The sequence below is a fragment of the Pseudomonas imrae genome, from assembly GCF_046352735.2.
Taxonomy (GTDB): Bacteria; Pseudomonadota; Gammaproteobacteria; order Pseudomonadales; family Pseudomonadaceae; genus Aquipseudomonas; species Aquipseudomonas imrae.
On record NZ_CP110853.2, the window covers coordinates 5092323 to 5105083 of the forward strand.

13 protein-coding genes are annotated in these 12761 nt (G+C 60.9%); 9 read left to right on the forward strand and 4 right to left on the reverse strand.

Annotation, left to right across the window (positions count from 1 at the left end; translation table 11 throughout):
- The first annotated feature begins 112 nt into the window (after positions 1 to 112).
- From OQ460_RS23285 to OQ460_RS23300, 4 genes are read left to right on the forward strand one after another with little or no spacing between them, the layout of a single operon-like run.
- The gene (locus OQ460_RS23285; RefSeq protein ID WP_410019627.1) at positions 113 to 1468 is read left to right on the forward strand and encodes a M16 family metallopeptidase; all 1356 of its coding nucleotides are present in this window, start codon (positions 113 to 115) and stop codon (positions 1466 to 1468) included.
- Positions 1461 to 2951 carry a M16 family metallopeptidase gene (locus OQ460_RS23290; RefSeq protein ID WP_410019628.1) on the forward strand — a complete coding sequence of 497 codons (1491 nt, stop codon included), beginning with the start codon at positions 1461 to 1463 and terminating at the stop codon, positions 2949 to 2951. The genes OQ460_RS23285 and OQ460_RS23290 overlap by 8 nt, the downstream gene beginning before the upstream one ends.
- Entirely contained in the window at positions 2951 to 3568 is a 618-nt protein-coding gene (gene rsmD, locus OQ460_RS23295) for a 16S rRNA (guanine(966)-N(2))-methyltransferase RsmD (RefSeq protein ID WP_410019629.1), read from the forward strand. Before OQ460_RS23290 ends, rsmD begins: the two co-directional genes overlap by 1 nt.
- A 56-nt stretch (positions 3569 to 3624) precedes the next feature.
- Positions 3625 to 4620, forward strand: coding sequence for a hydrolase (locus OQ460_RS23300; RefSeq protein WP_410019630.1), 996 nt, complete (start codon positions 3625 to 3627; stop codon positions 4618 to 4620).
- Between the two features lie 13 nt (positions 4621 to 4633).
- On the opposite strand, the gene OQ460_RS23305 is transcribed toward OQ460_RS23300, so the two are convergent.
- Positions 4634 to 5488, reverse strand: coding sequence for a sulfurtransferase (locus OQ460_RS23305; RefSeq protein ID WP_410019631.1), 855 nt, complete (start codon positions 5486 to 5488; stop codon positions 4634 to 4636).
- 33 nt (positions 5489 to 5521) lie between these two features.
- Complete coding sequence (locus OQ460_RS23310) at positions 5522 to 6193, reverse strand: TetR/AcrR family transcriptional regulator (protein ID WP_410019632.1); 672 nt, start codon at positions 6191 to 6193, stop codon at positions 5522 to 5524.
- Positions 6194 to 6323: 130 nt separating this feature from the next.
- On the opposite strand from OQ460_RS23310, the gene OQ460_RS23315 reads away from it, so the two are divergent.
- The 5 genes from OQ460_RS23315 (at position 6324) to OQ460_RS23335 (ending at position 10922) form a co-directional block, all read left to right on the forward strand.
- Positions 6324 to 7766, forward strand: a complete 1443-nt coding sequence (locus OQ460_RS23315) for a coniferyl aldehyde dehydrogenase (RefSeq protein ID WP_410022088.1) — start codon at positions 6324 to 6326, stop codon at positions 7764 to 7766.
- Between the two features lie 25 nt (positions 7767 to 7791).
- A complete protein-coding gene (locus tag OQ460_RS23320; protein WP_410019633.1) occupies positions 7792 to 8337 on the forward strand; it encodes a twin-arginine translocation pathway signal protein in 546 nt (181 codons plus the stop codon).
- A 38-nt stretch (positions 8338 to 8375) separates the two neighbouring features.
- On the forward strand, positions 8376 to 9971 hold the full coding sequence (locus OQ460_RS23325) for a GMC family oxidoreductase (RefSeq protein WP_410019634.1): 1596 nt from the start codon (positions 8376 to 8378) through the stop codon (positions 9969 to 9971).
- 114 nt (positions 9972 to 10085) lie between these two features.
- On the forward strand, positions 10086 to 10565 hold the full coding sequence (gene coaD / locus OQ460_RS23330) for a pantetheine-phosphate adenylyltransferase (RefSeq protein ID WP_003195136.1): 480 nt from the start codon (positions 10086 to 10088) through the stop codon (positions 10563 to 10565).
- Between the two features lie 105 nt (positions 10566 to 10670).
- Complete coding sequence (locus tag OQ460_RS23335) at positions 10671 to 10922, forward strand: YfhL family 4Fe-4S dicluster ferredoxin (RefSeq protein WP_003213796.1); 252 nt, start codon at positions 10671 to 10673, stop codon at positions 10920 to 10922.
- Between the two features lie 118 nt (positions 10923 to 11040).
- Here the strand turns inward: OQ460_RS23335 and mutM are convergent, their stop codons facing one another.
- Both mutM and OQ460_RS23345 read right to left on the reverse strand, forming a co-directional pair.
- Entirely contained in the window at positions 11041 to 11853 is an 813-nt protein-coding gene (mutM, locus tag OQ460_RS23340) for a bifunctional DNA-formamidopyrimidine glycosylase/DNA-(apurinic or apyrimidinic site) lyase (RefSeq protein ID WP_410019635.1), read from the reverse strand.
- A gap of 22 nt (positions 11854 to 11875) precedes the next feature.
- Positions 11876 to 12688, reverse strand: a complete 813-nt coding sequence (locus OQ460_RS23345; protein WP_410022089.1) for an HDOD domain-containing protein — start codon at positions 12686 to 12688, stop codon at positions 11876 to 11878.
- Positions 12689 to 12761 lie beyond the last annotated feature (73 nt).

A 12761-nucleotide genomic window follows, 5' to 3' on the forward strand; every position in this document is an offset into this window, starting at 1 on the left:
CCGAATCGGAGTGACAGCCGCAGTGGCCGTCGTTAATCCGGATCAGTATCCTAGCACCTCCTCGCCCGCCTACGCTAAGACCACGCGGGCAACCCAACAGGTTTAAAAACGAATGAATGCTCTAGCCCGCTGCGCCGCTGGCCTGCTGCTCAGCACACTTTGCCTGCCCTTTTCAGCCTTGGCCGCTGACCCACAGCCCACCCACGAATTCACCCTGGACAACGGCCTGAAGGTGGTCGTGCGCGAAGACCATCGCGCACCGGTGGTGGTCTCGCAGGTTTGGTACAAAGTAGGTTCCAGCTACGAAACCCCAGGCCAGACAGGCTTGTCCCACGCCCTGGAGCACATGATGTTCAAGGGCAGCTCCAAGACCGGCCCAGGCGAAGCCTCGCTGATCCTGCGCGACCTGGGTGCCGAAGAAAACGCGTTCACCAGCGACGACTACACGGCGTATTACCAAGTCCTGGCACGCGACCGCCTGGGCGTTGCCCTGGAGCTGGAAGCCGACCGCATGGCCACCCTGCGCCTGCCGGCCGACGAGTTCAGCCGTGAAATCGAGGTCATCAAGGAAGAACGCCGCCTGCGCACCGACGACAACCCTATGTCCAAGGCTTTCGAGCGTTTCAAGGCGATGGCTTACCCGGCCAGCGGCTACCACACGCCGACCATCGGTTGGATGGCTGACCTGGAGCGCATGAAGATCGAGGAGCTGCGTCACTGGTATCAATCCTGGTACGCACCGAACAATGCCACGCTGGTGGTAGTCGGCGACGTGACCGCAGACGAAGTCAAAACCCTCGCCCAGCGCTATTTCGGCCCGATCCCGAAGCGTGATGTGCCGCCGGCGAAAAAACCGCTGGAGCTGGCCGAACCGGGCGAACGCCTGTTGACCATGCATGTGCAGACCCAACTGCCAAGCGTCCTGCTGGGCTTCAACGTGCCGAGCCTGGCCACCACTGAAGACAAGCGCTCGGTCAATGCCTTGCGCCTGATCTCGGCCCTGCTGGACGGCGGCTACAGTGCACGCATTCCAACTCAGCTGGAACGCGGCGAAGAGTTGGTGTCCGGCGCCTCGACCAATTATGACGCCTACACCCGGGGTGACAGCCTGTTCACCCTGAGCGCCACGCCCAACCAGCAGAAAAACAAAACCGTCGCCCAGGCCGAAGCCGGCTTGTGGCGCCTGCTGGACGAGCTCAAGGACAAGCCACCGACCGCTGATGAGCTGGAGCGCATCCGCGCCCAGGTAATTGCCGGCCTGGTTTATGAGCGCGACTCCATCACCAGCCAGGCCACGGCCATCGGCTCCCTGGAGACCGTCGGCCTGTCATGGAAACTCATGGACACCGAACTCGCCGAGCTGCAAAGCGTGACCCCGGAGGATATCCAGAAAGCCGCACGCACCTATTTCACCCGCGAACGTCTCAGCGTCGCCCATGTCCTGCCCGAGGAGACCACTCATGAGTGATCGCAAAAGCAACCGCCTAGTGCTTCCCGGCTTGATCGTTGTCACGCTGGTGGCCGCAGTCGCGGTGTATATCGGTCGCCCGGACGACTCCGTCGCCAGCCAGGTAACGGATCAAGCCCGGTCCGCCAAGACCCTGCAGTCCCTGGCAGAGCTGGACGGCAAGAACCCGACCAACCGCAAGCTCGACGTACAGACCTGGAACACCGCCGAAGGCGCCAAGGTATTGTTCGTCGAAGCCCACGAGCTGCCGATGTTCGACCTGCGCATCCTGTTCGCCGCCGGCAGCAGCCAGGACGGCAGCACGCCTGGCCTGGCGTTGCTGACCAACGCGATGCTCAACGAAGGCGTGCCAGGCAAGGATGTGGGGCAGATCGCGGCCGGCCTCGAAGGCCTGGGCGCCGATTTCGGCAATGGCGCCTACCGCGACATGGCGCTGGTTTCGCTGCGCAGCCTGAGCACCGTCGACAAGCGCGATGCCGCCCTGGATCTGTTTGACCAGGTGATCGGTCAGCCTACTTTCCCCGCCGACTCCCTGGCGCGGATCAAAAACCAGCTGCTGGCGGGTTTCGAGTATCAGAAACAAAACCCCGGCAAACTGGCGAGCATCGAACTGTTCAAGCGACTGTATGGCGATCACCCGTACGCGCACCCGAGCGAGGGCACGCCCCAGAGCGTTCCTGCCATTACGCTGGCACAGCTCAAGGAGTTCCACGCCAAGGCCTATGCCGCCGGCAACGCAGTGATTGCGCTGGTGGGTGACTTGTCTCGCGCCGACGCCGAAGCCATGGCTGCCAAGGTTTCCGCGTCACTGCCCAAAGGCCCGGCGCTGGCGAAGATCGCCCAGCCGACCGAACCCAAGGCAGGCCTTGGGCACATTGAGTTCCCTTCCAAGCAGACGCACCTGCTGTTCGCACAGCTGGGCATCGATCGGGCCGACCCGGATTACGCCGCACTGTCCCTGGGTAACCAGATCCTCGGGGGCGGAGGCTTCGGCACCCGCTTGATGAGTGAAGTGCGTGAAAAACGCGGCCTGACCTATGGTGTCTATTCCGGCTTTTCGCCGATGCAGGTCCGCGGCCCGTTCATGATCAATCTGCAGACCCGCGCCGAAATGAGCGGCGGCACCTTGCGCCTGGTGGAGCAAGTGCTGGCCGACTACCTCAAGACCGGCCCAACCCAGAAAGAGCTGGATGACGCCAAGCGTGAACTGGCCGGCAGCTTCCCGCTGTCGACGGCCAGCAACGCCGATATCGTGGGGCAACTGGGTGCCATGGGCTTCTACAACCTGCCGCTCAATTACCTGGAAGATTTCATGAAGCAATCCCAGGCGCTGACTGTCGAGCAAGTAAAGGCAGCGCTGAACAAACACTTGAGCAGCGATAAAATGGTGATCGTGACCGCCGGTCCGACCATTGCGCAAAAGCCACTACCGCCCCCCACTGATAAACCTGCCGAGCAACCGCTCGGGGTTCCGGAGCATTAATGGCCAGTCCATCGCGCCCTAAAAAACCTGTCCACAACGTGCACAACGGTGTGGGCCAATTACGCATCATTGGCGGCGAATGGCGCAGCCGCAAGTTGAGCTTCCCGGACGTGGTGGGTCTGCGCCCAACGCCGGACCGCGTCCGCGAAACTCTGTTCAACTGGCTGGCGCCGTACATCGCCGGGGCCAAGGTGCTCGATCCGTTCGCCGGCAGTGGCGCGCTGTTCCTCGAAGCCCTGTCCCGTGGCGCTGCGCTGGGCCAGGCGCTGGACGCCAGCAACATCGCGGTCTCCAGCCTGCGCGAACACTTGGGTACGCTGCGTTGCACCACCGGCCAGGTACAGACCGCCGATGCCTTGCGCTATCTGGAAACGCAGCCGGCTGCTGCTTTCGACGTGGTATTCCTCGACCCGCCGTTCAACCAGAACCTGCTGCCGACCGTCTGCACCCTGCTGGAAGAGCGTCAATGGCTGGCCGATGACGCGTGGATCTACACCGAGAGCGAAACCGCGCCCTCCACCCTGGGCCTGCCCGCAAGCTGGCGCCTGCACCGGGAGCAAAAATCCGGGCGCGTGTATTACTCGTTGTGGCAACGTACGGCAGAGAGCGCCGAATAATCGTTCGGCCTGAACAGGGTGCTCCGACTCACGGAGCGCCTGCTGCGAGAATCATCGTGTCAATCACATCCGACCGCTTCACCCCCGCCTTCGGCCTCGGCAACCCACACCTGCAAACGCTGTGGGGACCGCTGTGGCGCAAAACCATACATATCGAACGCCAGCGCGAGCGGCTATGGCTGGAGGACGGTGATTTTCTCGACCTCGACTGGCACGGACCGCATGACGCGCGTGCACCGCTGGTACTGGTGCTGCACGGCTTGACCGGTTCCTCCAATTCACCTTATGTCGCCGGCCTGCAAAAAGCCCTCGCCGCGCAAGGCTGGGCCAGCGTTGCACTGAACTGGCGGGGCTGCTCGGGCGAGCCGAATCTATTGGCACGCAGCTATCACTCGGGTGCCAGCGAAGACCTGGCACAAGCCATTGCCCACCTGCGTACCCAGCGACCATTGGCGCCGCTGTATGCGGTGGGGTATTCGCTGGGAGGCAATGTGCTGCTCAAGCATTTGGGGGAAACCGGCGAAGCGTCCGGGTTGCAGGGCGCGGCGGCGGTGTCGGTGCCGTTTCGGCTGGACCAGTGCGCCGACCGTATCGGCCTGGGCTTCTCGCGGGTTTACCAGAGGCACTTCATGCGTGAGATGCTCGCGTATATCCGAGTCAAGCAACGCCAGTTTCTGCAGGATGGCCGTGCAGAGGGGCTGAGAATCCTGGAGTCGCTTGGCTCATTGGAAAAGATGCGCACGTTCTGGGACTTCGATGGCCGCGTCACCGCGCCGCTGCATGGCTACCTGAGTGCCGAGGATTACTACCGCCGGGCGTCCAGCCGTTACTTCCTGGGTGATATCCGCACGCCCACCCTGATCATCCAGGCCGCCGACGATCCGTTCGTGTTCGCCCATAGCTTGCCGGACGCTAGCGAGTTGTCGGCTTGCACCGAGTTCGAACTGACGGCCAGGGGCGGGCACGTGGGTTTTGTCGACGGAACCCTGAAGTGTCCCGGCTACTACCTGGAGCGACGGATACCGCAGTGGCTGCTCACGGCAGCGTCCTGAGCGTGCCTGCAAGTCATGCGCCCGTAGCGATTTCCCGTGCCGGATCGGTAATCCACTCGCTCCATGACCCCGCGTACAGCTTGCCCAAGGGATAACCCGCCAGACACAGCGCAAACAGGTTGTGACACGCCGTCACGCCGGAACCGCAATACGCCACCAGTTCATCCGGCGAACGCTCTTGCAGCTTGGCGGCGAAACGCTGCTTGAGCTGTTCAGCGGGCAAGAAACGGCCATCACTGCCCAGGTTTTCATTGAACGCCGCACACTGCGCTCCCGGGATGTGCCCGGCAACCGGGTCGATAGGTTCCACCTCTCCGCGAAAACGCGGCAGGGCACGAGCATCGATCAGCGTCAGGCCCGGCTGCCCGAGACGTTTGTGCAGGTGTTCGGCATCCAGTAGCAAATGGTTGTCCGGGGAGCCTGTAAACGTCCCGGGCTCAACCTTCGGCGCATCCAGGCTCAGCGGAAAGCCTGCCGCATGCCAGGCTTTCAAACCGCCATCGAGGATAAACACGCCGTCACGCTTGCCCAGCCATGCCAGCAGCCACCAGGCGCGGGCGGCATAGGCGCCGGGACCATCGTCATACAATATGATTTCGCTATCGGCGCTGACACCCCAAGCCTGCAACTGCCGGACCAGCACATCGGGCGCCGGCAGGGGATGACGCCCCGTTTTGCCTTTGGTCACCGGTCCACTCAGATGACGGTTCAGATCAGCATACTGCGCACCTTCGATATGCCCTTCGGTATAGCTGCAACGCCCGTAGTCCGGATCTTCCAGGGCAAAACGGCAGTCGAGAACGACTAAACCCCCTTGCGTCTGGCGTTCGGCCAGTTGTTGCGGGCTGATCAGTTGCGCTAGCGGCATAACAGACTCCTGACAATACGTTCGGGAAAGGGCCTACTTCACTTCTTCCAATGCCTGATTCAACGGCACGTAAAACTCTTTGAACAGCGCGTCCACCGCTTCTTTAGCCTGTGGCGTGACAAAACCTGCCTCCAGCACCAGCACCTGATAGACCCCGCGCTTGATGGCCTCGGCACTCAGGTGCGCGGAGTTTTCATTGGTGGTACACAGGAAACGCACCCAGGAAGTGAGGATGATCCAGGCATTGAGGGTCAGGGCCTCGGTCTGCACCGGGTCCATATTCAGGATTCCTGCCTCGACAAACCCGCGATAGATCGCGCCACCCTGGATCAGGCAACGCTGGGAGAAGCGCCGATAGCCCGTGGCCAACTCCGGATCGCTCTCCAGCAAGTGTTCGAGGTCGCGGTGCAAAAAGCGGTAGCGCCACATGCCGGCCAGGACTGCTTGCAGGTAGAAACGTTTGTCCTCCACGACCATCCCACGCCCCTGGGGAGGGCGCAGGAAGCCATCTACCAGCGCTTCGTACTCACGAAACAGCACCGCGATGATCGCCTGCTTGTTGGGGAAGTGGTAGTACAGGTTTCCCGGCGAAATCTCCATGTGCGCGGCGATGTGGTTGGTGCTGACACTGCGCTCGCCCTGCTGGTTGAAAAGCTCCAGGCTGGTTTGCACAATTCGTTCGCTGGTCTTTACTCGTGGTGCCATAGGGGATCGGCTTCTTAGTCTGATACAAACATCTTACGGTCTATCCCGATCAGGATAAATCCGCATGTTGCTGCAATGTCATTTGACAACTTAGAGCAATAACTCTAAAAATTGGCACACTCCAATAAGAATCAGGAACTGTGCCATGTCTGCCAACGTTGCCTACCTGCAAGATTCCCAGACGCTGGACCAACTCCAGGACCTGTTCGACGCCCAACGTCGCGCCTACGCAGCCAATCCCATGCCGCCGGCCGCGCAGCGCCAGCAGTGGCTCAAAGCGCTGCGGGACATACTCGACAGTGAACGCCAGGCACTGATTGAAGCTATCAACAGTGACTTCAGCCATCGCAGCGCTGACGAAACCCTGTTCGCCGAACTGATGCCCAGCCTGCACGGCATTCATTACGCCAGCAAACACCTCAGGGGCTGGATGAAACCATCCCGCCGCGCCGTAGGCATCGCCTTCCAACCCGCCTCGGCCAAGGTTATTTATCAGCCGTTGGGCGTGGTCGGGGTCATTGTGCCCTGGAATTATCCCCTGTACCTGGCCATCGGCCCGCTGGTAGGGGCGCTGGCGGCAGGCAACCGGGTGATGCTCAAGCTCAGCGAATCAACGCCGGCTACCGGACAGTTGCTCAAGACCCTGCTGGCAAAAATTTTCCCCGAGGACCTGGTGTGTGTCGTGCTGGGTGAAGCTGAAGTGGGCATGGCATTTTCCAGGCTGCCCCTGGACCACCTGCTGTTCACCGGCGCGACCAGTGTCGGCAAGCACGTGATGCGCGCCGCCGCCGAACACCTGACCCCGGTAACCCTGGAGCTGGGCGGCAAATCGCCGGTGATTGTTTCGGTTGATGTGCCCCTCAAGGACGCCGCCGAAAGGATCGCTTTCGGCAAGACACTGAACGCAGGGCAAACCTGCGTGGCGCCGGACTATGTGCTGGTGCCCGAAGATCGCATCGAGGGTTTCGTCGAGGCCTACAGCCAGGCCGTACGTGGGTTCTATCCGACCTTGGCCGACAACCCCGACTACACCGCCATCATCAACGAGCGGCAACTCGCCCGGCTCAATGGCTATATCCAGGACGCCACCGACAAAGGCGCTACCGTTATCCCACTCTACGATCAGGGCCAGGACCGACGCATGGTCCACAGCCTGCTGCTCAATGTCAGTGACGACATGACGCTGATGCAGGACGAGATCTTCGGCCCGCTGCTGCCGATCGTGCCCTATCGCGGCCTTGACCAGGCCTTCGCCTACATTAACCAACGCCCTCGCCCACTCGCGCTGTATTACTTCGGCTACAACAAGGCCGAACAGGACCGCGTACTGCACGAAACCCATTCCGGCGGCGTGTGCTTGAACGACACCTTGCTGCATGTGGCCCAGGACGACATGCCCTTCGGCGGCATCGGCCCTTCGGGCATGGGGCACTACCACGGGCATGAGGGCTTCCTGACGTTCAGCAAAGCCAAGGGCGTGCTGGTCAAGCAGCGCTTGAACGCGGCCAAGCTGATTTATCCGCCCTATGGAAAAGCCATTCAAAAGTTGATCCAGAAGTTGTTCGTCCGCTAACGCCTCCTCAGGGATAACAATAAAAATGCCCCCTAGCCTGACTGAATCACCCGCGCTGTCACGGCGCGGCGTCTTGAAAATCGGCCTGTGCGCCAGCGCTTTCCTGGCGACCGCCGGGCTTGGCGCCAGCCTCAGCGGTTGTTCCAGCAGCACGCCCGCCAGCGGTTTCGCCATGCTGCGCAACAGTGACCTGCCGTTTCTGCGGGCGGTGATCCCGGTGCTGCTGGAGGGCGCCGCCAGTTTCGAGGCTGTGACCGCAGGCATCGAGGACACGCTGAAAAAGCTCGATTACAGCCTGCAGCATCTGTCACCGGAGATGTTCAAGCTCACCCAGCAACTGTTCGACGTGCTGAGCATGCCCGTCACCCGAGGCCCGTTGACCGGCATTTGGGGCAGTTGGGAAAATGCCAGCAGCGAGCAAATCCGCAATTTCCTGCATCGCTGGGAGAACAGCTACCTGAACCTGCTGCGCATGGGCCAGGGCTCTCTGCTCAAGCTGGTGATCATGGCCTGGTATTTCCGACCCGAGTCCTGGGCGCATAGCGGCTATCCCGGCCCGCCGCAGATCTGATTTGCGTACATCCTCGATAAAAACAAGAGAGCAACCCAATGCCCGTACCTGATCTGTTCCGCGACGGCCTGGCCCGCGGCTGGAAAACCCATAATGGCGCGGCCCTCGAGCAGGACCTGACCCTGGAAGCGGATGTGGCGATTATCGGCAGCGGCGCGGGCGGCGGCACCACCGCTGAAATCCTCAGCGCTGCCGGCTACAAAGTACTGCTTATCGAAGAAGGCCCGCTCAAGACCAGCAGCGACTTCAAACTGCTGGAAGATGAGGCCTACGCCAGCCTCTATCAGGAAGGTATCGGGCGTATGAGCAAGGACGGCGCCATCACCATCCTCCAGGGTCGCGCAGTGGGCGGAACCACCTTGATCAACTGGACCTCCAGTTTCCGCACGCCTGACCAGACGCTTGCCCACTGGGCCAGCGAGTACGCGGTCAAAGGCCACAGCAGCGCCGAGATGGCACCCTGGTTCGAAAAAATGGAGCAGCGCCTGGGCATCGCGCCGTGGGCCCTGCCCCCCAACGCCAACAACGATGTGATCCGCAAGGGCTGCGAAACACTTGGCTATAGCTGGCATGTGATCCCGCGCAACGTGCGTGGCTGTTTCAACCTGGGCTATTGCGGCATGGGTTGCCCGGTCAACGCCAAGCAATCGATGCTGGTGACAACGATTCCTTCCACCCTGGAGAAAGGCGGCGAGCTACTGTACCTGGCCCGCGCCGAGCGCTTGAAGTTCAGCGGTGACACTATTACAAGCCTCGAATGCGTAGCCATGGATGCGCGCTGCGTGGCACCCAGCGGCCATAAAATCATCGTGAAGGCCAAGCATTACGTGCTGGCCGGCGGCGGTATCAACAGCCCGGCATTGCTGATGCGCTCGGACGCGCCCGACCCGCACTCGCGGCTGGGCAAGCGGACCTTCCTGCATTTGGTGAATTTTTCCGCAGGGTTGTTCGACGACGTGATCAACCCGTTCTATGGCGCGCCACAGTCGATCTATTCCGATCACTTCCAATGGCAGGACGGCACAACCGGCAAGATGTCTTACAAGCTGGAGGCACCGCCCTTGCATCCCGCCTTGGCCAGCACGCTGTTCGGTGGCTATGGCACGCAGAACGCCCTGGATATGGGCCAGTTGCCCAATACCCACGCAATGCTGGCACTGCTGCGGGACGGCTTTCACCCCGACAGTCAGGGCGGTAGCGTGGACTTGCGTGGCGACGGCACACCCGTGCTCGACTATCAGGTCTCCCCCTACGCGTGGGATGGTCTGCGCCGGGCATTTCACAGCATGGCCGAAATCCAGTTCGCCGCAGGCGCCAAGTCAGTGAAGCCACTGCACCATGATGCACGCTACGTCACAAGCCTGGCCGAAGCCCGCAGCCTGATTGATGGTCTGAGCCTGGAACTGCACCGAACCGTCCTGGGCAGCGCTCACGTCATGGGCGGTTGTGCCATGGGGGAAGAACCGAAAAACGCAGTGGCAGACAGCCTTGGACGGCATCACCAATTGCGCAACCTGTCGATCCACGATGGCTCGTTATTCCCCACCAGCATTGGCGCCAACCCGCAATTGTCGGTGTACGGATTAACCGCACAACTGGCGACGGCATTGGCCGAACGTCTGAAAACGGCGTGAAAAAACCGGGTATTGGCGGTGTCTATAGTGCTTTCTTCTGCATAAGTTGACTTGGCCGACCGGGATGGCTGCGATACCATCCGGTTCCCCAACGGACTCCGCCAGGACGACGCGATGAACCGAGTGTTGTACCCAGGTACCTTCGACCCGATTACCAAGGGCCATGGCGATCTGGTCGAACGTGCCTCACGCTTGTTCGACCATGTGATCATCGCCGTCGCTGCCAGCCCCAAGAAGAACCCGCTGTTTCCCCTGGAACAGCGCGTGGAGCTGGCGCAAGAGGTCACCAAACACCTGCCCAACGTCGAGGTGGTCGGATTTTCCACGTTGCTGGCGCATTTCGCCAAGGAGCAGAACGCCAATGTGTTCCTGCGCGGGCTACGGGCGGTGTCGGATTTCGAATACGAATTCCAGCTGGCCAACATGAACCGTCAACTGGCGCCGGACGTGGAAAGCCTGTTCCTTACGCCATCGGAGCGTTATTCGTTCATCTCCTCGACGCTGGTCAGGGAAATTGCGGCGCTGGGCGGTGATATCACCAAATTTGTACACCCGGCAGTCGCCGATGCGCTGACCCTTCGCTTCAAGAAGTAACGACCGTTCAATCGGCGCCCGCTCGCACTACGGGCGTCAATGCGGCACAATTGCGCGCATTAAGTTTTCAGATGCCTTGGCTCGAATGCCCCGGCAGGAGTTTCCATGTCCCTGATCATCACCGACGATTGCATCAACTGCGACGTCTGCGAACCCGAGTGCCCGAACGCCGCTATTTCCCAGGGCGAAGAGATCTACGTAATCGACCCCAACCTGTGTACCCAGTGCGTTGGCCATTACGACGAACCCCAGTGCCAACAAGTTTGCCCTGTGGATTGCATTCCGTTGGATGAGGCCCATCCTGAAACTGAAGAGCAGTTGATGGAGAAGTACCGGTTGATTACCGGCAAGGCCTGAGATTTTGTAGCGCCTGGCCGGCCCTCGTCGCGGGCAAGCCCGGCGTCCACAGGGAAATGCATTCCAAATGTGGGAACTGGCTTGCCAGCGATGAAGCCATCATCATCGACACAAATCTTCAGCTCTGGCACTTAGGGCAAAACACACTTGCCCGCTGCCCCAGCATCACATTGCGCAATTCGCTCCCGCAGACCTTGCACGCCTCGCCGCCCCGGCCGTAGACAAACAGCTCCTGCTGAAAATACCCCGGCTGGCCGTCACCACCAATAAAGTCCCGCAGGGTAGTGCCACCACGCTCGATGGCCGCCGCCAGAATGCGCTTGATCTCGACGGCCAGCTTCAAATACCGCCCACGAGAAATGCCCTTGGCTTCGCGACGCGGATCAATCCCGGCGGCGAACAACGCTTCGGTCGCGTAGATATTGCCTACCCCCACCACCACTGCGTTATCCATGATGAACGGCTTGACCGCCATGGAGCGCCCACGGGACAGCTCAAACAAGCGGTCACCGTCGAACAGGTCGGTCAACGGCTCCGGCCCCAGGCGAATCAGCAGTTGATGATTGTGCGGGTCCTGGCTCCAGAGCATCGCGCCGAAACGTCGAGGGTCGGTGTAACGCAGGGCCAGTCCGGACTCCAGCTCGATGTCCACATGTTCATGCTTGGCCGCCGGCATGCCGATTTCCACCAGGCGCAGGTTGCCCGACATGCCCAGGTGGCTGATCAACGTACCCACTTCGGCATTGATCAACAGGTACTTGGCCCGCCGCTCTACCAACACGATGCGCTGCCCGGACAAACGCACATCCAGGTCTTCCGGGATCGGCCAGCGCAGGCGCCGCTCACGCACAATCACCCGGCTGACGCGCTGGCCTTCCAAGTGCGGCGCAATCCCGCGCCGGGTGGTCTCGACTTCAGGTAACTCGGGCATGTGTACCTCTTGAAATAAAGGGTCAGTGAGTGCCCAGTTCACGGATCGACAACTTCATGTTTTCGAAGTCGTAATCCGACAAACCGACGTGGTCCAGCACCAGATGGCCGATGCTGCTCCACTCATGATCATCCACCTGATTACCCAGCACCCGATAGGACGAACAGATGTGCTCGGCCATTTTCAGGATTGCCAGCAGGTTCTTCAGTTGCGGATTGCGCGAAGATTCATCACTGAAAATCGCCAGGGCATTGTGGTGATTGGCAATGGCGTCAGTCACGTGCTCCGGCAGGCGCCAGGACTTTGCCGTGTAGTAGCCCACCACCGCATGATTAGTGTTGAACGCGCGGTTTTCGGTGTCGACCACGCGGCACTCGGGGCCGGCGCTGGCATAGGCTGCTTCCAGCACCGCCATGTAATCGGGAAAGCGTTTGAGCATCAACGGCACACCACAATCGTGGAACAACCCCAGGGCGTAAGCTTCGTCTACCGTCTGGGAGCCCGTGCGTTTGGCCAGGCTCAGGCAGGTCATCGCTACATCCTGGGCGGTGTCCCAGAAGCGGTTGAGGGTGACAATGGTGTCGTCACTCATCTCGCCCTTGATCGATTGGGCATTGATCAGGTTGATCACCGAGCGACTGCCCAACAGGTTCACCGCGCGCTGTATCGAAGCAATCTTGTTACTCAGCCCGTAATAAGGCGAGTTGACGATTTTCAGCAACGCACCGGACAGACCGGGGTCCTGGGAAATCAGCCGCGCGATCACTTCCAGATCGGGGTCAGGCATGTACTGCTCCATCTGCAAATCCACCATGATTTGCGGCTGGGGTGGCACGCTGATGCCTTGCAGGGCTTGTTTGATCTGTTCGGCGGAAAGCTCTTGGGGCATAAAGACACACTCTGGACTA

Coding starts and splice junctions, on each gene's coding strand:
- OQ460_RS23285 (WP_410019627.1), top strand. CDS start 113: ATGAATGCTCTAGCCCGCTGCGCCGCTGGCCTGCTGCTCAGCACACTT.
- OQ460_RS23290 (WP_410019628.1), top strand. CDS start 1,461: ATGAGTGATCGCAAAAGCAACCGCCTAGTGCTTCCCGGCTTGATCGTT.
- rsmD (WP_410019629.1), top strand. CDS start 2,951: ATGGCCAGTCCATCGCGCCCTAAAAAACCTGTCCACAACGTGCACAAC.
- OQ460_RS23305 (WP_410019631.1), bottom strand. CDS start 5,488: ATGCCGCTAGCGCAACTGATCAGCCCGCAACAACTGGCCGAACGCCAG.
- OQ460_RS23310 (WP_410019632.1), bottom strand. CDS start 6,193: ATGGCACCACGAGTAAAGACCAGCGAACGAATTGTGCAAACCAGCCTG.
- OQ460_RS23320 (WP_410019633.1), top strand. CDS start 7,792: ATGCCCCCTAGCCTGACTGAATCACCCGCGCTGTCACGGCGCGGCGTC.
- OQ460_RS23325 (WP_410019634.1), top strand. CDS start 8,376: ATGCCCGTACCTGATCTGTTCCGCGACGGCCTGGCCCGCGGCTGGAAA.
- coaD (WP_003195136.1), top strand. CDS start 10,086: ATGAACCGAGTGTTGTACCCAGGTACCTTCGACCCGATTACCAAGGGC.
- OQ460_RS23335 (WP_003213796.1), top strand. CDS start 10,671: ATGTCCCTGATCATCACCGACGATTGCATCAACTGCGACGTCTGCGAA.
- mutM (WP_410019635.1), bottom strand. CDS start 11,853: ATGCCCGAGTTACCTGAAGTCGAGACCACCCGGCGCGGGATTGCGCCG.